The sequence below is a fragment of the Allobosea sp. genome, assembly GCF_035999205.1.
Classification (GTDB): Bacteria; Pseudomonadota; Alphaproteobacteria; order Rhizobiales; family Beijerinckiaceae; genus Allobosea.
Map to the genome: position 1 here is coordinate 1,023,017 of NZ_DASYHA010000025.1, position 22,069 is coordinate 1,045,085.

Annotated in this window: 19 protein-coding genes; 8 read left to right on the top strand and 11 right to left on the bottom strand. The window is 66.9% G+C overall.

Annotation, left to right across the window (positions count from 1 at the left end):
- Positions 1-71: 71 nt before the first annotated feature.
- A complete protein-coding gene (locus VGN82_RS20260) occupies positions 72-1,661 on the bottom strand; it encodes an ABC transporter substrate-binding protein (protein WP_327528846.1) in 1,590 nt (529 codons plus the stop codon).
- A 246-nt stretch (positions 1,662-1,907) separates the two neighbouring features.
- On the opposite strand from VGN82_RS20260, the gene VGN82_RS20265 reads away from it, so the two are divergent.
- The 4 genes from VGN82_RS20265 (at position 1,908) to pobA (ending at position 9,997) form a co-directional block, all read left to right on the top strand.
- A complete protein-coding gene (locus tag VGN82_RS20265; RefSeq protein WP_327528848.1) occupies positions 1,908-5,303 on the top strand; it encodes a transglutaminase family protein in 3,396 nt (1,131 codons plus the stop codon).
- A 19-nt stretch (positions 5,304-5,322) separates the two neighbouring features.
- Positions 5,323-7,842 carry a circularly permuted type 2 ATP-grasp protein gene (locus tag VGN82_RS20270; RefSeq protein WP_414644338.1) on the top strand — a complete coding sequence of 840 codons (2,520 nt, stop codon included), beginning with the start codon at positions 5,323-5,325 and terminating at the stop codon, positions 7,840-7,842.
- Positions 7,839-8,717 carry a transglutaminase family protein gene (locus tag VGN82_RS20275; RefSeq protein WP_327528849.1) on the top strand — a complete coding sequence of 293 codons (879 nt, stop codon included), beginning with the start codon at positions 7,839-7,841 and terminating at the stop codon, positions 8,715-8,717. Before VGN82_RS20270 ends, VGN82_RS20275 begins: the two co-directional genes overlap by 4 nt.
- A gap of 107 nt (positions 8,718-8,824) precedes the next feature.
- Positions 8,825-9,997, top strand: a complete 1,173-nt coding sequence (gene pobA / locus VGN82_RS20280) for a 4-hydroxybenzoate 3-monooxygenase (protein ID WP_327528850.1) — start codon at positions 8,825-8,827, stop codon at positions 9,995-9,997.
- 9 nt (positions 9,998-10,006) lie between these two features.
- Here pobA and VGN82_RS20285 read toward each other — a convergent pair whose 3' ends face one another.
- On the bottom strand, positions 10,007-10,357 hold the full coding sequence (locus tag VGN82_RS20285) for a winged helix-turn-helix transcriptional regulator (protein ID WP_327528851.1): 351 nt from the start codon (positions 10,355-10,357) through the stop codon (positions 10,007-10,009).
- 100 nt (positions 10,358-10,457) lie between these two features.
- On the opposite strand from VGN82_RS20285, the gene VGN82_RS20290 reads away from it, so the two are divergent.
- Entirely contained in the window at positions 10,458-11,471 is a 1,014-nt protein-coding gene (locus VGN82_RS20290) for a zinc-binding alcohol dehydrogenase family protein (protein WP_327528852.1), read from the top strand.
- A gap of 53 nt (positions 11,472-11,524) precedes the next feature.
- On the opposite strand, the gene VGN82_RS20295 is transcribed toward VGN82_RS20290, so the two are convergent.
- Together VGN82_RS20295 and VGN82_RS20300 are read right to left on the bottom strand one after the other, a co-directional pair.
- Positions 11,525-12,970 (bottom strand): aldehyde dehydrogenase family protein, encoded by a 1,446-nt coding sequence (locus VGN82_RS20295; RefSeq protein ID WP_327528853.1) that lies wholly within the window; start codon positions 12,968-12,970, stop codon positions 11,525-11,527.
- A gap of 112 nt (positions 12,971-13,082) precedes the next feature.
- Positions 13,083-13,739 carry a glutathione S-transferase family protein gene (locus VGN82_RS20300; protein WP_327528854.1) on the bottom strand — a complete coding sequence of 219 codons (657 nt, stop codon included), beginning with the start codon at positions 13,737-13,739 and terminating at the stop codon, positions 13,083-13,085.
- A gap of 181 nt (positions 13,740-13,920) precedes the next feature.
- Here VGN82_RS20300 and VGN82_RS20305 point away from each other — a divergent pair, with 181 nt between their 5' ends.
- Positions 13,921-15,135, top strand: coding sequence for a polyhydroxyalkanoate depolymerase (locus tag VGN82_RS20305; RefSeq protein ID WP_327528855.1), 1,215 nt, complete (start codon positions 13,921-13,923; stop codon positions 15,133-15,135).
- A gap of 30 nt (positions 15,136-15,165) precedes the next feature.
- On the opposite strand, the gene VGN82_RS20310 is transcribed toward VGN82_RS20305, so the two are convergent.
- Positions 15,166-15,318, bottom strand: coding sequence for a hypothetical protein (locus VGN82_RS20310; RefSeq protein ID WP_327528856.1), 153 nt, complete (start codon positions 15,316-15,318; stop codon positions 15,166-15,168).
- 209 nt (positions 15,319-15,527) lie between these two features.
- Here VGN82_RS20310 and VGN82_RS20315 point away from each other — a divergent pair, with 209 nt between their 5' ends.
- Positions 15,528-16,016, top strand: coding sequence for a pyridoxamine 5'-phosphate oxidase family protein (locus tag VGN82_RS20315; RefSeq protein WP_327528857.1), 489 nt, complete (start codon positions 15,528-15,530; stop codon positions 16,014-16,016).
- 14 nt (positions 16,017-16,030) lie between these two features.
- Here the strand turns inward: VGN82_RS20315 and VGN82_RS20320 are convergent, their stop codons facing one another.
- The 4 genes from VGN82_RS20320 to VGN82_RS20335 form a co-directional block, all read right to left on the bottom strand.
- Complete coding sequence (locus VGN82_RS20320; RefSeq protein WP_327528858.1) at positions 16,031-16,705, bottom strand: phosphatase PAP2 family protein; 675 nt, start codon at positions 16,703-16,705, stop codon at positions 16,031-16,033.
- 58 nt (positions 16,706-16,763) lie between these two features.
- Complete coding sequence (locus VGN82_RS20325) at positions 16,764-17,663, bottom strand: diacylglycerol/lipid kinase family protein (RefSeq protein ID WP_327528859.1); 900 nt, start codon at positions 17,661-17,663, stop codon at positions 16,764-16,766.
- 76 nt (positions 17,664-17,739) lie between these two features.
- On the bottom strand, positions 17,740-18,633 hold the full coding sequence (locus VGN82_RS20330) for a transglutaminase-like domain-containing protein (RefSeq protein WP_327528860.1): 894 nt from the start codon (positions 18,631-18,633) through the stop codon (positions 17,740-17,742).
- A 233-nt stretch (positions 18,634-18,866) separates the two neighbouring features.
- Positions 18,867-19,262: a PRC-barrel domain-containing protein gene (locus VGN82_RS20335; protein WP_327528861.1), complete on the bottom strand. Its 396-nt coding sequence runs from the start codon at positions 19,260-19,262 to the stop codon at positions 18,867-18,869.
- Positions 19,263-19,556: 294 nt separating this feature from the next.
- Here VGN82_RS20335 and VGN82_RS20340 point away from each other — a divergent pair, with 294 nt between their 5' ends.
- On the top strand, positions 19,557-19,820 hold the full coding sequence (locus VGN82_RS20340) for a glycine zipper domain-containing protein (protein WP_327528862.1): 264 nt from the start codon (positions 19,557-19,559) through the stop codon (positions 19,818-19,820).
- A 122-nt stretch (positions 19,821-19,942) separates the two neighbouring features.
- Here the strand turns inward: VGN82_RS20340 and hutC are convergent, their stop codons facing one another.
- Together hutC and VGN82_RS20350 are read right to left on the bottom strand one after the other, a co-directional pair.
- Entirely contained in the window at positions 19,943-20,692 is a 750-nt protein-coding gene (gene hutC, locus VGN82_RS20345) for a histidine utilization repressor (RefSeq protein WP_327528863.1), read from the bottom strand.
- Between the two features lie 5 nt (positions 20,693-20,697).
- On the bottom strand, positions 20,698-22,065 hold the full coding sequence (locus VGN82_RS20350) for a formimidoylglutamate deiminase (RefSeq protein ID WP_327528864.1): 1,368 nt from the start codon (positions 22,063-22,065) through the stop codon (positions 20,698-20,700).
- Between the last annotated feature and the right edge of the window lie 4 nt (positions 22,066-22,069).

Here is a 22,069-nt window from a genome sequence, read left to right on the forward strand (position 1 = left end):
ATTTGCCTCTGGAAAGCAGAAAACCCGCCGCGACCAGGCAGGGCGCGGCGGGTTCGTAACGCCAGGGCGGATCAGCCCTTGGTGATCGGAGCGTAGAAGTTCGTGTCGGAGCTCGGGCCGATGACCCAATCCTTCACGCCCTTGCGCTGCGCGGTGACCTCGACCTGCTGGAACATGATGACGAAGGGCGAGACCTTCTGATGCTCGCGCTGGAGATCGCCATAGACCACGGCGCGCTTGCTCGCATCGGATTCAAGCACGTTCGCCTTGGTGGTCTTGGTCATCTGCGGGATGTCCCAGGTGTTGCGCCAGGCCAGCGTCTTGGACTTCGCGTCCTCGCCATTGTCCTCGTTGATCGCGAAGGTCTCGGCATTGGTGTGCGGGTCGAGATAGTCCGGACCCCACTGGCCGATATAGATGTCGTGGGTACGGGCGCGGTACTTGGTCAGCGTCTGCTTGCCGTCGCCCGGGATGAGCTCGAGCTTGACGCCGGCCTGGCCCCAGGTCGACTGGATCGCCTGGGCGATGTCGGTGATCGGGTTGACCGAGCGGGTATCCATGGTGACCGTGAAGCCGTTCGGCAGCCCGGCCTTGGCGAGCAGTTCCTTCGCCTTGGCGAGATCGAACTTGTAGGGCTTGTCGTCGATCGCGCCGAGGAAGCCGTTCGGCAGGAAGGACTCGTGGTGCTTGTAGGTACCCTCGACGATGTTCTTCTCGATCGAGGTGTAGTCGACGAGGTACTTCAACGCCTCGCGCACCTCGGGCTTCGCCAGGTTCGGGTTCTTCTGGTTCAGACCGAGATAGAGGATGTAGCCCTTGTTGCCCTGGACGACCTGCACGTCCTTGTTGTCCTTGACGCCGGCGAGCTGATCCTTCGAGAGGTTGCGGGCCATGTCGACGTCGCCCTTCTCGAGCAGCAGGCGCTGCGAGGCGGGCTCGGCGACGTGGCGGACGATGACGCGCTTGTTCTTCGGCGCGCCCTTGTACCAGCCCTCATTGGCATCGAGCGCATACTGCTCGTTGGGACGATAGGCGCGGACCTTGTAGGCGCCCGAGCCGGCCGAGTTCAGCTTCAGCCAGCCATTGCCCCAGTCACTGTCCTTCTCGTTCGCCTTGACCAGCTTGGAGTCGACCACCGAGGCGACGCCGGAGGTGAGGCAGTTCAGGAAGAAGGTCGGCGCGAAGGGCTGCGAGACGGTAATGACGACGGTGGAATCGTCCGGCGCCTTGACCTTGTCGAGCACCGTGTCCTTGTTCAAGCCGAACTGGGTCAGGATGAAGCCGGGCGACTTGTTGAGCGTGACCGCACGCTGGATCGAGTAGACCACGTCGGCGGCGGTGAGCGCATTGCCGGAGTGGAACTTCACGCCGGGGCGCAGCTTGAAGGTGTAGGTCAGCTGGTCAGGGCTGACCGTCCAACTCGTTGCGAGCTCGCCGACGATCTTGTTGCCGTTTGCGAGGTCGACGCCGACGAGCTTGTCATAGACATTGGCACCAACTTCCACGCCCGAGAACTCGAAGGCCTCGGCCGGATCGAGCGAGATGATGTCGTCGATCTGCTTGGCCATGACCACCGTGTCCTTCGGCGTCTGGGCCAGGACGGGCGCTGCCATGAGCGCGGTGAAGGCGGATGCCGCGAGCAACTTTGCTACGTGACGCATCGAAATCCCCATCAGTTCAGGTTTGCGGCCGTGATCCCGGCCGTTCGGTCGAATGTGGAACCAATTTGCGGCCTATGTCCAGCAGAGCGGCACCGAAGTCCAGAGGCCGCCTGCTCACTTCTTGTGCACGGCAGGGCTTCCCCGGGTGCAGCGTTGGGCCAGTTGCTCCTTTGCGGGCTTCCCGCGCCTCGCTAACGTGAGGCTGCGCGGCGCTCCGCTGCGCCACGACCTGCAGGTGCTCAGCCCTTGGCCATCATCGCTGCGCTTCACCACGTCACCCACTACCGCTACGATCGGCCGGTCACGCTCGGTCCTCAGATCATCCGCTTGCGGCCGGCACCGCATTGCCGGGCCGCGATCAACAGCTACTCGTTGAAAGTCACGCCGGCCGAGCACTTCGTGAACTGGCAGCAGGATCCGAGCGGCAACTGGCTGGCACGCTATGTCTTCCCCGAGCCGGTGACCGAATTTCGCATCGAGGTCGATCTCGTCACCGAACTGTCGATCATCAATCCGTTCGACTTCTTCGTCGAGACCGACGCCGAAACCTTTCCCTTCTCCTATCCGGACGAGTTGCGGGCGGAGCTCGCGCCCTATCTCGTCACCGAGCCGGCCGGGCCGCTGCTGCAGGCGTTCCTCGCCACGATTCGGCGCGAGAAGACCAACACGGTCAACTTCATCGTCGATCTGAATGCGCGGCTGGCCTCGGGCATCGCCTATGGCATCCGCATGGAGCCTGGCGTCCAGGAGCCGGAGCAGACGCTCCACATCAAATCCGGCTCCTGCCGCGATTCGAGCTGGCTGCTGGTCCAGATCCTGCGCCATCTCGGCCTCGCCGCCCGTTTCGTGTCGGGCTACCTGATCCAGATGAAGGCGGACATCGATCCGCTGGAAGGGCCGCGCGGCACCGACAAGGATTTCACCGACCTCCACGCCTGGGCCGAAGTCTACATCCCCGGCGCCGGCTGGATCGGCCTCGATCCGACATCGGGCCTGCTGACCGGCGAAGGCCATCTGCCGCTGGCGGCAACGCCACATTACCGCTCGGCCGCGCCGGTCTCGGGCGTCGCGAGCTATGCCGAGACCAAGTTCGACTTCGACATGAGCGTGGCGCGCGTCCATGAGGTGCCGCGCATCACCCTGCCCTTCTCCGACGAGTCCTGGCAACGACTCGATGCGCTCGGCGAGCAGGTCGAGGCCGACCTCCAGGCTCAGGATGTGCGGCTGACCATGGGCGGCGAGCCGACCTTCGTCTCTATCGACGACCAGACCGGCGAAGAATGGAACACGGCCGCCGTCGGGCCGACCAAGCGCCATCGCGCCGACGTCATGATCCGCAAGCTGCGCGAGCGTTTCGCGCCCGGCGGCATGCTGCATTACGGTCAGGGCAAGTGGTATCCGGGCGAAAGCCTGCCGCGCTGGGCCTTCGCGCTCTACTGGCGCCAGGATGGTGAACCGATCTGGCGCGATGCGACGTTGATCGCACGCGAGCCCGGCGCACCAACTGGCGGGGACCGCGAACTCGAGGCCGGCGCGACGATCGCCGAGGCCGAGGCGCTGGCGGCCGGCCTCTCCGACAAGCTCGGGCTGGGCGCGGACTTCGTCGTGCCTGCCTATGAGGACACTGGCTACTGGCTGCTCAAGGAGGCGCAGCTTCCCGACAATGTCGACCCGCTCGACCCTCGCCTGGCAGATCCCGAGGAGCGCGCCCGCATGCAGCAGGTCTTCCAGCTCGGGCTCGGCAAGCCGCGCGGCTATGTCATACCTGTCCAACGCTGGCAGGCCCAGGGCGGCGATAGGCGCTGGCGCTCGGAGAAGTGGAAGCTGAGGCGGGGCAAGCTCTTCCTCGTGCCGGGAGACTCGCCGGTCGGCTACCGCCTGCCGCTGGGCTCGCTGCCGGTGGTGCCGAAGGCGGAATATCCGCATATCCATCCGCAGGATCCGATGGAGGAGCGGCCGCCGCTGCCGCGTTCGGCGGGCGGCTTCGGGCCGGCGGCCGACCCGCCCACGCCCGAGGCTCCGATCCGGCCTGAGGCGCCCTCGCCACAGCAGATGTCGCGCCCCGTGGAGGCCGCGGCCGGCTCCGGCGCGCAGGACCGGACCGAGCAGGAGATCGGCGGCGAGCATGTCCGCACCGCGATCAGCCTGGAGATCCGCGACAATGTGCTGTGCGTGTTCCTGCCGCCGGTGGAGCGGCTGGAGGATTATCTCGACCTGATCGCCAGCGTCGAGGAGGTGGCGCGCGAGCGCAACCAGCCCGTCCATATCGAGGGCTATGCCCCGCCGCATGATCCGCGCCTGAACGTGATCAAGGTCACGCCCGACCCCGGCGTGATCGAGGTCAACATCCATCCCGCCCGCAGCTGGAGCGAGGCGGTCGCAATCACCCGCGGCGTCTATGAGGAGGCACGGCAGTCGCGGCTCTGCGCCGAAAAGTTCATGGTCGACGGCCGCCATACCGGAACCGGCGGCGGGAACCATGTCGTGCTCGGCGGCGTCACCCCGCCCGACTCGCCCTTCCTGCGCCGGCCGGACCTGCTCAAGAGCATCGTGCTCTACTGGAACCGGCATCCCTCCCTGTCCTACCTGTTCTCCGGCCTGTTCATCGGTCCGACCAGCCAGGCCCCGCGCATCGACGAGGGACGCCACGACGCGCTCTACGAGCTGGAAATCGCACTGGCGAAGATTCCGCAGCCCGGCGAGCCCGCGATCCCGCTCTGGCTGGTCGACCGGCTGCTGCGCAACCTCTTGGTCGACGTCTCCGGCAACACCCACCGGACCGAGATCTGCATCGACAAGCTCTATTCGCCGGACGGGCCGACGGGCCGGCTCGGGCTGATCGAGTTCCGCGGTTTCGAGATGCCGCCGGATTCCCGCATGAGCCTGGCGCAGCAACTGCTGGTCAGGGCGCTGATCGCGTGGTTCTGGCGCGAGCCGCAAGCGGGCGGACTGGTGCGCTGGGGCACGGCGCTGCATGACCGCTTCATGCTGCCGGAGATGGTCTGGCAGGATTTCAGGGAGGTGCTCGCCGACCTCAACCGCGCCGGCTACGCCTTCGATCCGGTCTGGTTCGAGGCGCAGGCCGAATTCCGCTTCCCGTTCTTCGGCAAGGTCGAACATGGCGGTGTCGAGATCGAGATCCGGCAGGCGCTCGAACCCTGGCATGTCATGGGCGAAGAAGGCGCGATCGGCGGCACGGTGCGCTATGTGGACAGCTCCGTCGAGCGGCTACAGGTGAAGGCGAAGGGACTCGTGCCCGGCCGGCACCTGATCACCTGCAACGGGCGGCGCCTGCCGATGACGGCCGCGGGCACCTCGGGTGAGAGCATCAGTGCCGTGCGCTTCAAGGCCTGGCAGCCGGCCTCCGGACTGCACCCGACGATTCCGGTGCATGCGCCGCTGACTTTCGACATCGTCGATACCTGGGTCGGACGCTCGCTCGGCGGCTGCGTCTACCATGTCGCCCATCCCGGCGGTCGCAATTATGAGACTCCGCCTGTGAATTCCTACGAAGCGGAGGCCCGCCGGCTCGCGCGTTTCGAAGCGATCGGTCATACTCCCGGCGCGCTGGCGATTCCGCCGGAAGAGCGCAGCGCCGAATTCCCGCTCACACTGGATTTGCGGCGTCCCCCCGGATTGTAGAGGTCACCAGACGCAGGCGATGGCATTGCAGGGGCGATCACCATCGACGCGCACCCGAACGGAGCGGCGCAACGCTCTGTTGGCGGGTTATCGGCCGTTGGCAGGCGTGCATGACGAGCTGATCGGCGCGGACGGCCAGGTGCGGCCGCAATGGGAGCCGTTTCTCGCGGAGTGGTGCGCGTTCTCGCCCGACGAGCTGAACCAGCGCTTTGGCCTTGCGGATCGCCATGTCCGCGACACCGGCGTCTCCTATCGCGTCCATGGCGATCTGAACGATGGCGATCCGACTGCGGGCGAACGGTCCTGGCCGCTCAGCCATGTACCGCTCGTCATCACAGGCGCCGAATGGCAGACCATCGCGGCGGGCGTGGCCCAGCGCGCCCGCCTGCTCGGCACGCTGCTGGACGACATCTACGGCCCGGGCGAGATGATCGCCGACGGGCTTTTGCCTGCTTCGGTTGTCACAGGCAGCCCCGATTATCTCCGCCCGCTGCACGGCGCGCCGGGCGGCGGCGCTCTGCAGATCTACGCGGCCGATCTCGGACGCGGGCCCGACGGGCGCTGGTGGGTGTTGCAGGACCGGACGCAGGCGCCTTCCGGTGCCGGCTATGCGCTCGAGAACCGACTCGCCCTGTCGCGTGCCTTCCCGGACATGTTCCGCACGATGAATGTCGAGCGGCTGGCGGCCTTCTTCCAGGGCTTCCGCGCCGGCCTCGTCGCCAGTTCCAGTCGCGTCGAGCCGCGCATCTGCCTGCTGACGCCGGGGCCGCTCAACGAGAGCTACTTCGAGCAAACCTATCTCGCGCGCTATCTCGGCTTCCTTCTGGTCGAGGGCGGCGACCTCGTCATGCGCGAGGGCCGTGTGCATGTCCGCACCATCGCCGGACTCAAGCGGGCCGACGTGATCTGGCGCCGCATCGACGGCGATTTCTCCGATCCGCTGGAATTGAACGCGGCCTCGGCGCTCGGCGTCGCGGGTCTCGTCCAGGCGGTGCGCAGGGGCAGCGTCCATATCGCCAACGGGCTCGGCTCGGGCGTGGTCGAGGCCCGGGCGCTGATGAGCTTCCTGCCGAGGCTCGGCGAGCGCATCCTCGGCGAGGACATGATCCTGCCGAATGTCGCGACCTGGTGGTGCGGGCAGCCACGCGAGCGCGCGGCCGTGCTCGACCGCCTCGACGAGATGAGCATCGCGCCGGCATTCCGCAGCGCGGGCGGCGGCCACGATACCGGCCCGGTGATCGCCGGTGAGTTGCCGGCTGCCGAGCGCGACGCGCTGCGCGCGCGCATCGAAGCCCGTGGCATGGACTATGTCGGGCAGGAGGTGGTGCGGCTCTCGACCATGCCGGTGCTCGAGAACGGCCGGCTGCAACCGCGCCCGATGACGCTGCGCGTTTTCGCCGCCGCCACGCCGGATGGCTGGAAGGTGATGCCCGGCGGCTTCTGCCGCATCTCCGACGAACCCGATGCACGCGCGGTGAGCATGCAGAGCGGCGTGCGCTCCAGCGACGTCTGGGTCACCTCCGACGCGCCGGTCGAGCAGGTGACGCTGCTGCCGACGCCGGACCGAATCCCGATCCGCCGCATCACCGGCACGCTGCCGAGCCGGGCAGCCGACAACCTATTCTGGCTCGGGCGCTATCTCGAGCGGACGGAGGCGACGCTCCGGCTGGTGCGGGCTCTGCTCGGCCGGCTGATCGACACCGACCCGACGCAGGGACGCAACGAGACGTTGCGCCGGCTCGCCAATCTGCTGGTCGCCTGGGGCGCCTCGCCCGGCGGCAAGGCGCAGACATTGCTCGGCCAGGCCTCCGCGGCACTGCATGGGCTGGACCAGTACGGCTCGGCGATCGCCAGCATGCGCGAGGCGCGGCGGACGGCGTCGGTCATCCGTGAGCGGCTTTCGATCGACGCCTGGCGGCTGTTCGGCGACATGCAGCAGCAGCTGACTCTCGAGAACGGACATGAACCGAGCGAAGGCGAGGCCTATGAGATAGCCGACCGCGCGCTGAAGTCGCTGGCCGCCTTCTCCGGCCTGAGTCAGGAGAACATGGTGCGCGGCCCGGGCTGGCGCTTTCTCGACATCGGGCGGCGGCTCGAACGGGGCATCGCGACCTGCCGCTTCGCCCGCCATTTCGCCGAAACCACGGCGCCGATGGACTCGCTCGACGCGTTGCTCGACCTGACGGATTCGCAGATCACCTACCGCTCGCGCTACCTGCTCGGTGCGAGCCTGCAGCCGGTGCTCGATCTGGTGATGCTCGACCCCTATAATCCGCGCTCGGTCGCCTTCCAGGTCGATCGACTCGACACCGAGATCAAGGACCTGCCGTCATTGACCGAGGACGGCATGCTGGAAGCACCGCGTCGGCTGATCCTCAAGCTCGCCGCCGAATGCCGCACGGCGGAAGCCGCACGGCTCGACCGCACCTCGATCCTGCTGTTCGAGCAGCTCCTGATGGGTGTCTCCAGCGCGATCGCAGATCGCTATTTTCTCCAGAACACCGGCCCGGAAGGCTCCAGGCTGACAGGCATCGCGTGATCTACGACGTCCGGCACATCACCACCTACGGCTATAGCCGCCCGGTCCCGTTCGCGCGCTGCATCCTGCGGCTGCAGCCGCGCGACGACGGCGGCCAGCGCGTCGAGAAGAGCGAACTCAGTGTGACGCCGCGCCCGGCCGAACGCGTCGACGGGATCTGCTTCTTCGGCAACCGCATGTCGACCGTGACCATCTCGAAGCCGCACCGCGAGCTCAAGGTCGAGATGCGCGCGCGCGTCGAGGTGCGACGGACGCCGCCGCCCTTCCCCGGCCTGACGCGGACTTGGGAGGAGGTCGGGGCACTCGCGCTGGCCTCCGATAGCCTGGCTCCGGATTCGCCAGCGCATCATCTCTATCCGAGCCGGCTGGTGCCGCCCGTCGCGGCGGTCACGGACTATGCGCGCAGAAGCTTCGCGCCGTCGCGGCCGGTGCTGGAAGCCGCGAGCGAGCTGATGGCGCGCATCCGCGCCGATTTCACCTATGATCCGGAGGCGACGGAGGTTTCGACGCCGCTGGAGGAGGCTTTCCGCGAACGCCACGGCGTCTGCCAGGATTTCGCACATGTGATGATCGCAGGCCTGCGCGGCCTCGGTCTGCCGGCGGCCTATGTCAGCGGCTATATCCGCACCATCCCGCCGCCGGGCGAGAAGCGCCTCGAAGGCGCTGATGCCAGCCATGCCTGGGTCATGCTCTGGTGCGGGCCCGAGACAGGATGGATCGGCCTCGATCCGACCAACGACCTGATTGTTGCCGACGATCACATCGTCACCGCCTTCGGGCGCGACTATGCCGACGTCTCGCCGCTGGACGGGGTCCTGATCGGCCCGGGCTCGCAGAAGGTCGGCGTCGCCGTCGACGTCATCCCCGTCGGCTAGGGCTATCGCGGGACGCTGCCCTGCACAGGAAGCGCTTCCCTTTAATTGGTTGCCATGTCAACTTGTTTCCTGCAGAAGCGCCAGACGGGTGCTCGCCGGGACAATGCATGCGGACGCAGGTCGCCATCATCGGAGCCGGGCCAGCCGGCCTGCTGCTCGGGCAGTTGCTGCACCAGGTCGGGATCGACACAGTCATCCTGGAGCGCAAGAGCCGCGACTATGTGCTGGCGCGGATCAGGGCCGGCGTGCTCGAACAGGGCACAGTCGGCCTGCTCGACCAGGTCGGTGCGAGCGCAAGGCTGCATGCCGAGGGCCTGCCCCATCACGGCGTCGACCTTCTCTTCGGCGAACAACGCCACCGCGTCGCGCTCGACCGGCTGACCGGCGGCAAGCATGTCACCATCTACGGGCAGACCGAGGTGACGCGGGACCTGATGGACCAGCGCGCCGCGCAGGGAGCCGCCACCATTTTCGAGGCCGAGGATGTCGAGCCGCATGGCTTCGACGGTGCCCAACCCTTCGTCACCTATCGCGAGGGCGGCACGTCGAAGCGGCTCGACTGTTACGTCATCGCCGGCTGCGACGGCTATCACGGCATCTCGCGCGCCAGCGTGCCCTCCGAGGCGCTGCGGATCTTCGAGCGGGTCTACCCGTTCGGCTGGCTCGGCCTCCTCGCCGATGTGCCGCCAGTCTCCGACGAATTGATCTACGCCCGCAGCGAGCGCGGATTCGCGCTCTGCTCGATGCGGTCGCATACCCGCAGCCGCTACTACATTCAGTGCCGGCAGGACGAGCATGTCGACGACTGGTCCGACACGCGCTTCTGGGACGAGCTGCGCCGCCGGCTCGACCCCGCGACCGCGGCAGCGCTGACGACGGGCCCGTCTCTGGAGAAATCGATCGCGCCGCTGCGGTCCTTTGTGGCGGAGCCGATGCGGTTCGGGCGGCTGTTCCTGGCAGGCGACGCCGCCCACATCGTGCCGCCGACGGGCGCCAAGGGCCTCAACCTCGCAGCGAGCGACGTGCATTACCTGTTCGAGGCGCTGCGCGAACTCTTCCTCGACAAGTCGGAAGCCGGCATCGACGCCTACTCGCACAAGGCGCTGGCGCGGGTCTGGAAGGCTGAGCGCTTTTCCTGGTGGCTGACGTCGCTGATGCACCAGTTCCCGGAGCAGAGCCCGTTCGAGCAGCGCATGCAGCAGGCCGAACTCGACTATCTCGTCTCCTCCGAGCACGCGATGGCGGCGCTGGCGGAGAACTATGTCGGGCTGCCTTACTGACCAGTGCCGTCAGGCCGCCTGCGCGTCCTGCTGCCGCGCATGCGTCTCACCCCAGGCCTTGAGCGCCATGATCACCGGCTCCAGCGTGCGCCCCTTCGTCGAGAGGCTGTATTCGACGCGCGGCGGCACCTCCGGATAGACGACGCGCACGATCAGCCCGTCGCTCTCCAGCTCACGCAGTTGTGTGGTGAGCATGCGCTGCGTCACGCCCGGCATACGCTTGCGGATGGCGTTGAAGCGCAGCGTTCCGCCCATCAAGTGATAGAGCACGATTCCCTTCCATTTGCCGCCAATGAGGCCGAGCGCGGCCTCGACCGGGCAGCCTTCCGAGCAGAACGGCTCCTGGAAACGCGGCGGCATAACGGTATCCTTTTCGACACTATGAGCGAGAATTGTGCGTTCTTGCGAGGTTTTAGCATAAGGCGCATCTCGCCTGCATCGCAATGCAGGAGAGGTCGCCATGCGCGCCGTCGGATACCGCCAATCGCAAGCAATCACCGCCGAGACCAGCCTGATCGACCTCGAGCTGCCCGCTCCGGTCGCCACGGGCAGGGACCTGCTGGTCCGGGTCAAGACCGTGTCGGTCAATCCGGTCGACACCAAGGTCCGCAAGCGGGCACAACCGGCCGAGGGCGAGGTCAAGGTGCTCGGCTGGGATGCGGCAGGGATCGTCGAGGCCATCGGCCCGGACGTGACGAGCTTCAAGCCTGGCGACGAGGTGTTCTATGCCGGCGCGATCGACCGACCGGGCTCGAATGCAGAGCTGCATCTGGTCGATGAGCGCATCGCCGGGCCCAAGCCGAAGACATTAAGCTTCGCCGAGGCCGCGGCGCTCCCGCTGACCGCGATCACGGCCTGGGAGATGCTGTTCGACCGGCTGCGCATCCGGGACAAGGTGCCTGGCGCGGCCCATGCGGTGCTGATCGTGGGCGGTGCCGGCGGCGTCGGCTCGATCGCGGTGCAGCTCGCGCGCCAGCTCACCGACTTGACCGTCATCGCCACCGCCTCGCGGCCGGAGACGCAGGGCTGGGTGCGCGATCTCGGCGCACATCACGTGATCGATCACACCAAGCCGCTGGCGGCCCAAGTCGCGGCGCTGGGCCTCGGCGCGCCGGGACATGTCTTCTCGACGACGCACACCGACAGCCATCTGCCGGAAATCCTCGAGCTGATCGCACCGCAGGGCCGGCTCGGCTTGATCGACGACCCCGAGACGCTCGACGCAAACCCATTGAAGCGCAAGAGCATCTCCCTGCACTGGGAAATGATGTTCACGCGGCCGCTCTTCCAGACGGCCGACATGAGCGAGCAGGGCAAGCTCCTCGCGGAGGTCTCGCGGCTGGTCGAGGCCGGAACGCTGAAGTCGACGCTAGCGGACCATTACGGCAGGATCGATGCGGCGAACCTCAAGCGCGCTCATGGCCTGATCGAGAGCAACCGTGCGAAGGGCAAGATCGTGCTGGAAGGCTTCTGACGCAAAAGGGCCGCGCCTTGCGGCGCGGCCCTCATGATCTCGATCCCGGAGGATCAGGCCAGGGTGTAGGCCGTCTTGACCGTGGTGTAGAACTCCTTGGCGTAGGCGCCCTGCTCGCGCGGGCCGTAGCTCGAGCCCTTCCGGCCGCCGAACGGCACATGGTAATCGACGCCCGCTGTGGCGAGGTTGACCATCACCATGCCGGCCTCGGCATTGCGCTTGAAGTGCGTCGCATGCTTCAGCGACGTCGTGCAGATGCCCGACGACAGGCCGAACTCGGTGTCGTTGGCGAGGCTGAGCGCCTCTTCGTAATCCTTGACGCGGATGATGTTGGCTACAGGGCCGAAGACCTCCTCGCGCGAGATGCGCATGGCGTTGGTGGTCTCGGTGAAGAGCGCCGGCTGCAGGTAGAAGCCGGGCGTGTCGCGCTTCAGGAGCTCGCCGCCGAAGGCGAGCTTGCCGCCTTCGTCCTTGGCGATCTGGATGTATTTCAGGTCCTGGTCGAGCTGGCTCTGGTCGACGACCGGGCCGATATGCGTGCCGGCCTTCAGCGCATCATCGACGACGACGCCCTTCAGCCGCTCGATGCAGGCCTCGACGAAGCGATCATGGATCCCGGCCTGGACGATCAGGCGCGAAGAGGCCGTGCAGCGCTGGCCGGTGGAGAAGAAGGCGCCCTGAACAGCGCATTCGACGGCGATCTTGAGATCGGCGTCGTCGAGCACGACGAGCGGGTTCTTGCCGCCCATCTCGAGCTGGACCTTCTTCATCGGCGAGGAAGCGATGCAGGCCTCAGCGACCTTGCGGCCGGTCGAGACCGAGCCGGTGAACGAGATGGCGTGCACATCCTTGTGCTGCAACAGCGCCTGGCCGACGACCGAGCCGCGGCCCATGACGAGGTTGAGCACGCCCTTGGGCAGGCCGGCGCGCTGGAGGATGTCGACCAGGGCCCAGGCCGAGCCGGGGACGAGATCGGCCGGCTTGATGACGACGCAGTTGCCATGGGCCAGAGCCGGCGCGATCTTCCAGGCCGGGATCGCGATCGGGAAGTTCCAGGGCGTGATCATGCCGATGATTCCGACCGGCTCACGCGTGATCTCGACGCCGACGCCCGGGCGCACCGAAGGCAGCGCCTCGCCGGCCAGCCGCAGCGCCTCGCCGGCGAAGAAGGCGAAGATCTGGCCGGCGCGACCGGCCTCGCCGATGCCCTCGGCCAGCGTCTTGCCTTCCTCGCGCGAGAGCAGCTTGCCGAGCTCTTCCTTGCGGGCGAGGATCTCGTCCGAGGCCTTCTTCAGGATCTCGTAGCGCTCCTGCGGGCCAGAACGGCTCCAGGCCGGAAAGGCAGCCTTGGCGGCGGCAACGGCGTCATTGAGCTGGTCGACGGAGCCCTGAGCGTATTCGCCGACGACGTCGTTGGTGTTCGACGGGTTGATGTTGCGCGAGGCATTGCCCGACCCGGCCCATTCACCGGCGATCAGGTTCTTGAAGATCTCTGTCATAGGCTGCCTCCCACGGCTTGTCGCATTCGTGGGGGGTTTAGCGCCTTTGACGCCGGAAGACCAATGCCGCTGCGGGATCGCTCGATCCCGTTGGCGCATGATGGCCCGGCGCTCAGAACTCGGCGTCGAGCTCTTCCAGCTCTTCGGGCTCGGCCTTGGCCGCCTCGATCCAGCGCTTGAGAGCCGGCCAGCCGGAGATTGCCTTGCAATAAGCCTGGCTCTGCTCATCGAGCGGGACGTCATAGGTCCGGAAGCGCAGGCAGACGGGCGCATACATCGCGTCGGCCATGGTCAGGGTCTTGCCGAAGAGATAGGGCCCGCCATGGGCCCCGAGGCACTCGCGCCAGATCTCGGTGACGCGGTCGATATCGGCCTGGGCGCCCGCCCAGACCTTGAAGCCGGGATAATGCGCCTTGAGGTTCATCGGCAGCGCCGAGCGCAGATTGGCGAAGCCGGAATGCATCTCGCCGCAGATCGCGCGGCAATGGGCGCGTGCCGCGGCATCCTTGGGCAGGAGCCCCGCCTCGGGCCTGATCTCGTCGAGATAGGCGGCAATGGCGAGCGTGTCCCAGATCTTGATGCCGTCATGCGTCAGGCAGGGCACGAGGAAAGAGGGCGACAGCAGCAGGAGTTCGGCGCGCGCGGAGGGGTCGTCGACCGAAAGCATGTGCTCCTCGATCTCCAGCCCCGCCATGACGCAGAGCAGCCAGCCGCGCAGCGACCAGGAGGAATAATTCCGGCTGCTGATGGTGAGCGTGGCGGCGGTCATGGGCATCGTCCTCGGCCAAGAAGGCTCCAACGTAGCAAGAGATATTCCAAGGCGGGCGCAGCGTAGAAAGATTCTTGCGAAAGACTGATCTTGCGGTGCAGCATGAACCTTGCAGGCAGCCGCCTGACGGCATCGTCGCCGGCAGGCGGCGATGTTTTGCCCGGATCGAGGTCGCAGACTGATGCTCTATCTCGCCTATCAGGCCCAATCCGACTTCATGAATCCGGCCAGGATGCTGGCGCAGGGCGCCCTCGCCACGCTCGGCGCCCGGGCGATGGCAGGCAATCCCGTCGATCTCCGCGCCGCCTCGGCCGCCTACGAGATGGTGACGCGCGCGAGCCTGACCCATGAGCGCCCGTCCTACCACATCGACAGCGTGCGCGACGGCAATCGCGACGTGCCGGTGACGGAAGAGGTCGTGCTCAGCCTGCCATTCGGCAGCCTGCTGCGCTTCCGCAAGGACAGCGACACGCCGCAGGTGAAGGTGCTGGTGGTCGCGCCGATGTCAGGCCATTTCGCGACGCTGCTGCGCAACACCGTCGCAACGCTGCTGCGCGACCACGACGTCTACATCACCGACTGGCACAACGCCCGCGACGTCAGCCTGGAAGCCGGCGCTTTCGGCTATGACGACTATGTCGACACGCTGATCCGCTTCATCGAGACGCTGGGCGACCAGACGCATGTCGTCTCGGTGTGCCAGCCCTGCGTGCAGGTGCTCACCGCAGCGGCGGTGATGGCGCAGGCAGGGAGCGCCTGCCAGCCGCGCAGCATGACGCTGATGGCGGGACCGGTTGACACCCGCATCAATCCGACAGCCGTCAACAAGCTTGCCAGCGACAAGCCGATCGAGTGGTTCCGCAAGAACCTGATCGCTACCGTGCCGTCACGCTATGCGGGCGCCGGCCGGAGGGTCTATCCGGGCTTCGTCCAGCTCGGCGCCTTCATGACGATGAACATGCAGCGGCACATCAACGCCCATATCGACCTCTTCACCCATATGGCGACGGGCGAACTGGAAGAGGCGCAAAAGATCAAGACCTTCTACGACGAGTATTTTGCCGTGCTCGACCTGCCGGCGGAATTCTACCTCGAGACCGTCCAGTGGATCTTCCAGGAGGCCAGGCTCGCCGCGCGGACGCTGACCTATCGCGGCGAGACCGTCGACTGCCGGGCCATCCGAAAGACCGCGTTGCTGACGGTCGAGGGGGAACGTGACGACATCTGCTCGCTCGGGCAGACGTCGGCCGCGCACGATCTGTGCTCAGGCCTCAAGCCGTTCCGCAAGCGCCACCACATGCAGGCCGGCGTCGGACATTACGGCGTGTTCTCCGGCCGCAAATGGGACGGCCAGATCTATCCCATCGTCCGCAACATGATCCTTGCCAACAGCTGAGGCCCGGCAGCCGCCCTACCCGGCCCCGGATCACTTCTCCTTGATCGACAGGCCGTTCTTGCCGACGGAGATCTCGACGCCCTCGGGCTGCTTCTTCTCCTGATACAGCGCGTAGCCGGTTGCTGCGAGACCGGCGACGAGAACCACGACGAGAGCGACGAGCAGATTGCGGGATGCGAGCATCAGGTCTTTCCAAAATTGCAGCCGCAGACGTAGCGGCGCGACCTGAACTGCCGATGTGCCGGATTGTTCCGCGCCGCTGCAGGGCTTCCGAGGCGGATTGTCGCGATTGACAGCCGACCGGGCCGGGACATAGTCGCGGAACGCCCCGCGAGCGTCGGCGTTTCCAGACATGACGAACCGCCGCGACCACATCGCATCAGGAGTGCGCCATGCCGGAAACCGAACTCCAGCAGACAATCTGGAACGCGCTCGAGCGCCGCCCGGTCTGCATGGTGACGACGGCGGCCGACGGCGTCATCAGGACGAGGCCGATGTCCGGCCATGTCGATCGCGACCATCACCGCATCCTGTTCGTAACCCATCGCCATACCGGAGCGCTGGACGAGGCGCTGCGCTCGCCCAGCGTGTCGATCGCGATCAGCGACGAGGACCATAACTTCTACGCCGCCGTGTCCTGCGCGGCAGCCGGCATCGACGATCGCGATCTCATCCGGGCGATCTGGACCCCGCTGACCGGCGCGTGGTTTCCGGGCGGCCCGGACGACCCCGACGCGATGCTGTTGTCGCTGGCCCCGGTCTCCGCGGAAATCTGGAACGGGCCGTCGAGCGGTGTCCTTGTCGCCTTCAAGCTGGCGACGGCCAAGATCCTCGGTCGGCAGCCCGATCTCGGCGTCAACGAGACGATCGACATGCGCTAGGCCGGCGAGGCCCGTCAGCGAGGCGCGCCGGTGCCGGCATCGAGCGGGTCGGCCGCGGCCATCTTGCGCCCGAGCAAGGCGACCGCGAGGCTCGACCAGGCGATCCCCAGGCACCAGCCGCCGATCACGTCGGTGGGCCAGTGAACGCCGAGATAGACCCGGCTGACGCCGATCAGCACGATCATCACCCAGGCCAGCCAGATACAGAGCCGCGTGATGTCGTCCCGGCGCGAGGCGAGGCCGATGAAGCCGGCGATGCTGAGCATCGTCACTGCCGACAGGAAGGCATGCCCGCTCGGGAAGCTGGCGGTGAAGGTCAGTGCGGCGTGCTCGACGATATCGGGCCGCTCGCGACCGATCGCGATCTTGAGTCCGGTGCTGACCAGCGTCGCCGAGAGCACCGTGACAGCCAATCCGACGGCGAGGTGGCGATAGCGGCACAGCCATAATGTCAGGGTTGCAGCGATCGTCATCATGCCGAGCCCGACGAAGCTGCCGAGCGCGGTCACGTCGCGCATCGCCTCGCGAAACCAGGCGGGACCGAGCGGGACCGACGGGTCGCCGCTCTCGCGGAAGAGCAGCACGAGGCTGCGATCGAACGCAAAGCTGCGGCCAGAGGCGATGAAGAACGCGAGCCCGAGAAAAGCGAAGGCAGCGGCCAAGGGGAGGAGAATGCGCGGCTGAAGCAAGGAGGCAGGGTCTCCGGGGCGATGGACCTCGACCGACATAGACACTGCCTCGGCGCTTTCAATGGGCGCGCTCGCGCGCAGCGATTAGCTGAACCGCTCCCGGCAGCAGATTATAGACCAGCGGGCCCGCCTTGCGCTCCACCTCGCCATCGAAGGTGATGTGGCCGCGCCGCTTGTCCCGGCGCGTCAAGGTCACCGCGGATCCCGTGAGGGAAATCAGATTGGCCGAGTTGCGCCATTTCCCCGAAACGACCGACAAAGCGGCCTTGCAGCGTGAGTAGAGCCCGCCAGCATTGAGGATATGAACCTCGAAGACACCGCCGTCCAGACAGGGCCTGCGCCAGTCGGCCCCCTCGAAGCTGTTGACCGTGACCAGCACGGCATCGGCCTCCACCACCCTGCGCTCCGAACCGATCCCGATATCGACGGTGATCGCCCGGGTGAACAGGATCGAGCGCGTCGCGGCCACGAGAAAGGCCACCGCCCGGCTGAACGGAAAGCGGCGGCGCGCGTATTCGCGGTTGCGTGCCATCAGGCTGAAGAAGCCCATGCCCGAGATCGAATGGAACATTCGATCATTGACGCTGCCGACATCCATCACCACGGGCTCGCCCTTGCAGAGCGCGGCGATCTGGTGCTCGAGCGAGCCGGCAAGGCCGAGATCCCGCCCCAGGATGTTCACCGTTCCCAGTGGCAGGATGCCGACCGGTCGCCCCGCCCGGAGCAGCACCGGCAGCACGCCATTGATCGTGCCGTCGCCACCCGCGATCACCGGCACGCTGTCCGCATTCTCGATCGCGAGCGAAAGCGCGTCGTCCAGTTCGCGCGGATGCACCAGCCGGACCTCGGCCGCACAGCCGCCGGCTTCGAACGCAGCCATGATCCGGGCGGCAAAGGCCTCCGGCCCGGCCTCGAGGACCGTTCCGGCGCGGGCATTGACGATCACGGTGTGATGCATGGCGGCACACAGTAGAGGCCGGCTTCGGATCGGGGCAAGCAATGACGCCCCCGATTGCCACGGCCACGGTTGATCGTCAGGGGGCTGCCGGCTCCAGAGGCCGTGAGCTGGCGCGGGTCAATGGCGGCGCCTGCTCCGGAGGGGCCTCCTCGACCTCCTCGGTCGTGACCTCGAAGCGTTGCAGAGTGTGCGGGCCGAAGGAACTGACCATGGCCACATCGGTTGCGTCGCGCCCCCGGGCGATGACGACGCGGCCAATGCGGCGCATATTGTGCCGCGCGTCGAAGCTGTACCAGCGTCCGCCGAGGAAGACCTCGAACCAGGCATTGAAATCCATCGGCGCGGGATCCCGCGGCACGCCGATGTCGCCGAGATAGCCATTGCAGTAGCGCGCCGGAATATTGACGCAGCGGCAGAGCGCGACCGCCAGATGCGCGAAGTCGCGGCAGACGCCGACGCGCTCCTCGAACGCTTCCGCAGCCGTGCGCGTGGGACGGGCGAAGTGGTAGCCGAACGTCAGGTGATTATGGACGAAATCGACGATCGCCTGCACCCGCGGCCAGCCGGCCGGGAGATGCCCGAACAGATTCCACGCCTGGGCCGACAGCTTGTCCGTTTCGCAGTAGCGGCTGCCGAGCAGATAGACCAGCGCCTCGTCCGGCAGACCCGACGGAGGCACCTCGCCGGCCGCCGGATTGACTGGATCGAGCTCGCCTGAGTCGTAAACCAGCCCTTCGGCCCTCAGCGAGATACCGCCGGGAGGCGCGGTGATGCGCCGGCAGATGTTTCCGAACAGGTCGATGAATTGAGCCGTCGCGACCTGCAGCGACGGGTTCAGCAGCGACGTCACCACCATCTCGCCCGGTGCGACGAGGTCATGCCGGCGCGAGGGATGCACATCGAGCAAGGTGATGAGAGGCAGCTCCCGGTCGCAGACGATCTCGATATTGTAGCCGTAGCGGATGCGCATGACGCTCTCATGGGTTCGCATCGAAAGGCTTTCAGCCCTCGATGCCGGACGCGGCGGTCCGGAGCTTGCGGGAGTTACCTGCCGGCCTGAAAAGGCCGCTCGGGGGTCCGTCGACATGTCGGCCGTACGCGCCCTCATAAAAAGGAAGATGCGGGCCTTTCGGCCCGCATCCCGCCGCCACGACGGTTCGGCTGGGGGGATAGCAACCGCCGCGACCAGCAGCTTGGGCTGCCCTACATCATCCAGTAGGGCATCGTGCCGTAGTAATCGTGGACGCGCTTGCCATAGGCTCTGTCGTCCCAGTCGGGTTCGCCCTCGCTGTCATACATGGGCGCCGCCTCAAGCTTTTCCTTGGTCAGCGGAACGACGTAACCTCCGCGATCAGTGTCGAAATCGAGCACGCTCCAGGGAATCGGATGGTACTTCTCACCGAGACCGAGGAAGCCGCCGAAGGACATGATCGCGTAGGCAACCTTGCCGGTCTGCTTGTCCAGCATGACGTCATAGATCTCGCCGAGGTGATCGCCAGCCGTGTTGTAGACGTCGGTGCCGGCAACGCGCGCGCCGGCAATCAGCGGGTTCTTCATGGGCACAGGCTCTGAGAGCGGTGACGTGTCGTGCAGGGTCATATTCGCTTCCCCAGACAGGAGCAGCAGGTCGTGCTGCGGGATTGCCGGAACAACGCGGCCGCCCCGGGAAGGTTCCGCACCCGGACGACCGAATCTGAGCGAATTGTGAGGGCTTCAGCCAAGCCTTGATGGCATCGCACAAGGCCGCCTGGTGCGGGAAAGGGCCGTGGCTCGGAACTTTTGGGACAGGGGGACGTTGGGGTGGGACGGTCGGCCATGGCCGCGCCAGTGCAAATACCCTATTCTGAGTGCGCGCGGTTATCGCCACGCTCTTCAAGCGCCAAGGAAAACACGATGAAAAAGATCATGATCATCGCTGCGATCGCAGCGTCGCTTGGTGCCTGCACCGCCCATGAGGAACGGACCGCCGGCGGAGCTCTGATCGGTGCCGGAACGGGCGCGCTCATCGGTGGCCTTGCAACCGGGCGCGCCGGGGGCGCAGCGGCCGGTGCCGCAATCGGCGGCGTCGGCGGCGCGATCATCGGTTCTGCCACCTCGCCGACCCGCACCTGCGTGGGCCGTGACGAATGGGGCCGCCGCTTCCGCTACGACTGCTGAACGGCGAAACAGTTCCGGAGCCGTCCTCGGGACGGCTCCCTCAAGCCTGGGCGGCGCGAAAGGCGCGGCGCCCAGGCTTTTTTCGTTTTTTGGGGTGGTCCTCCGACGTAGGAAGGACCGGATCAAACCTGGCCGTAGGGGCCGAAGCGCCCGACGAAGCGATGCCGCGTGCCGGGGTAAAGCAGGCGCACCGCCGTGATCGGCGCATCCTGATTCCAGGTGCGGCGCTCGATCAGGAGGCAGGCCTCGCCGGCTTCGATGGCGAGAAGCCTGGCATCGTCGGGCTCGGCTGGAACCGCGCTGATCGCATGCTCGGCCTGAGACCAGAGACTGTTGCTTAGCAGCCAGTCGCCCGGCGGCGTCTCCCGGAAATCTTCATCGGCAGCAGCCGGAACCGCGGCGAGATGGATCACGCGCTCTTCCAGCACATGCGGCTTGCCGTCGGCGCGATGCAATGTGACGAGATGGGCAACCCGCTCGCCGCGCTTCAGGCCAAAACGCATCGCCAGTTCGGCCGAGGGGCGGCCATCCTCGCGTGACAGCACCTCGTGCTCATAGCGTTGGCCGAGCCGCTCGACCTCCTGCGGAATCGAGAGAATATCGAGCATGGCATGGCTCGCCGGTGGGCTGGCGACGATCGTTCCCGAGCGGCGGCGGCGCGTGATCAGCCCCTCGCGGGCCAATTGCACGAGCGCGCGGTGCACCGTCATCCGCGAGGCGCCGAGCTGCTCCATCAGCGCGTGCTCGGGCGGCACCGAGGTTCCGGGCGGCCAGGAGCCGTTCAGCACGAGATCGCGGATCGCGCGCCGGATCTGATCATAGATCGGCCCGGCGCCATCCAGCTTCACCGCAGCGAGTTGTGTCTGGTTCATGGCGTCTACAGCGCCGCCAAAAGCTTGCGCATGACCACGGCAAAACGCGCCTTCACGGTCGCGCGGGCCGGATGCTGCCCATTCGCTACAACCTGCCGCCCGCCGACGAAGACAGCCTGCACCGGCAGCGCGTTGGCGGCGAAGATCGCACTGTCGAGCGCACCCTCACCGGTCTTGCCGAGAATGGCCGGATGGTCGGCGTCGAGCGTGACCAGATCGGCCCGCAGGCCGGGGGCGAGAGCACCGAGCGCGCGGCCGCAGGCCTGTGCGCCGCCGGCTGCCGCGGCGCGCCAGAGTGCGACGCCGGTCGAGACGTCGGCCTCGGCCATGAGAGCGCGGCGACGATCACGGAAACGCTGCGAGTACTCGAGCAGCCGCAGTTCGGAGCCGGCATCGATCTGGATGTTGGAATCGCTGCCGACGCCATAGCGGCCACCGGAGGCACGGTAGCGCACCCCGTCGAAGATGCCGTCGCCCAGGCTGCCCTCGGTGATCGGGCAGAGCCCCGCGACGGCGCCGCTCGCCGCGATCGCGTCGCGCTCGCCATCGTCGAGATGGGTGGCGTGGATCAGGCACCAGCGCCGGTCGAGCTCGATCGTCTCCGCCAGCAGCGCGACCGGGCGGCGCCCCGTGATCGCGACACTATCCTCGACCTCTCGCATCTGCTCGGCGACATGGATGTGGAGCGGAGCATCCGGCCGCAGGGCTGCGAGCCAGCCGAGATCGTCGAGCGCGACAGCCCGCAGTGAATGCGGCGCGAGGCCGAGCCTGGCATCGGGCAGGTGACGAATGGCGGCGGCGCTTGCCTCGACCAGCTTCAGATAGGAATCGCGGTCATTGACGAAGCGGCGCTGGCCATGGACCGACGGCGCCTGGCCGAAATTGCCGAACCGATAGAGCACCGGCAGCAGAGTCAGTCCGAGCCCGGTCTCCTCGGCAGCTGCCGCGATCGCACCACCCATCGCGGCGATGTCCGCATAGGGACGGCCGTCCCTGTCGTGATGCAGGTAGTGGAACTCGGCCAGCGCCGTGAAGCCGCCTTCCAGCATTTCGACGAAGGCCTGGGCGGCCAGCGCCTGGACGTCGTCGGGGTCGAGCCGGTCGAGGAAGCGGTACATCACGTCGCGCCAGGTCCAGAAGGAGTCCTCGGCCGCGCCGCGACGCTCGGACAGGCCCGCCATGCCGCGCTGGAAGGCGTGACTGTGCAGGTTCGGCATGCCGGGAAGGGTGAGGCCGGCCAGCCGCGTATCGCCGTTGCACGCCGGCACACCCGCCTCGACCGAAGCGATCGCCCCGTCCGAGACGGTCATTCTCACATTGTCGGCGAAGCCGTCCGGCAGGAGGGCCTGCTCAAGATGCAGGGTCAGGGTCACGGCA

Bases quoted from the DNA above. Each gene is read 5' to 3' on its own strand.
- VGN82_RS20260 (WP_327528846.1), bottom strand. From the start codon at position 1,661: ATGCGTCACGTAGCAAAGTTGCTCGCGGCATCCGCCTTCACCGCGCTC.
- VGN82_RS20270 (WP_414644338.1), top strand. From the start codon at position 5,323: ATGGCATTGCAGGGGCGATCACCATCGACGCGCACCCGAACGGAGCGG.
- pobA (WP_327528850.1), top strand. From the start codon at position 8,825: ATGCGGACGCAGGTCGCCATCATCGGAGCCGGGCCAGCCGGCCTGCTG.
- VGN82_RS20285 (WP_327528851.1), bottom strand. From the start codon at position 10,357: ATGCCGCCGCGTTTCCAGGAGCCGTTCTGCTCGGAAGGCTGCCCGGTC.
- VGN82_RS20290 (WP_327528852.1), top strand. From the start codon at position 10,458: ATGCGCGCCGTCGGATACCGCCAATCGCAAGCAATCACCGCCGAGACC.
- VGN82_RS20295 (WP_327528853.1), bottom strand. From the start codon at position 12,970: ATGACAGAGATCTTCAAGAACCTGATCGCCGGTGAATGGGCCGGGTCG.
- VGN82_RS20300 (WP_327528854.1), bottom strand. From the start codon at position 13,739: ATGACCGCCGCCACGCTCACCATCAGCAGCCGGAATTATTCCTCCTGG.
- VGN82_RS20305 (WP_327528855.1), top strand. From the start codon at position 13,921: ATGCTCTATCTCGCCTATCAGGCCCAATCCGACTTCATGAATCCGGCC.
- VGN82_RS20310 (WP_327528856.1), bottom strand. From the start codon at position 15,318: ATGCTCGCATCCCGCAATCTGCTCGTCGCTCTCGTCGTGGTTCTCGTC.
- VGN82_RS20315 (WP_327528857.1), top strand. From the start codon at position 15,528: ATGCCGGAAACCGAACTCCAGCAGACAATCTGGAACGCGCTCGAGCGC.
- VGN82_RS20325 (WP_327528859.1), bottom strand. From the start codon at position 17,663: ATGCATCACACCGTGATCGTCAATGCCCGCGCCGGAACGGTCCTCGAG.
- VGN82_RS20330 (WP_327528860.1), bottom strand. From the start codon at position 18,633: ATGCGCATCCGCTACGGCTACAATATCGAGATCGTCTGCGACCGGGAG.
- VGN82_RS20335 (WP_327528861.1), bottom strand. From the start codon at position 19,262: ATGACCCTGCACGACACGTCACCGCTCTCAGAGCCTGTGCCCATGAAG.
- VGN82_RS20340 (WP_327528862.1), top strand. From the start codon at position 19,557: ATGAAAAAGATCATGATCATCGCTGCGATCGCAGCGTCGCTTGGTGCC.
- hutC (WP_327528863.1), bottom strand. From the start codon at position 20,692: ATGAACCAGACACAACTCGCTGCGGTGAAGCTGGATGGCGCCGGGCCG.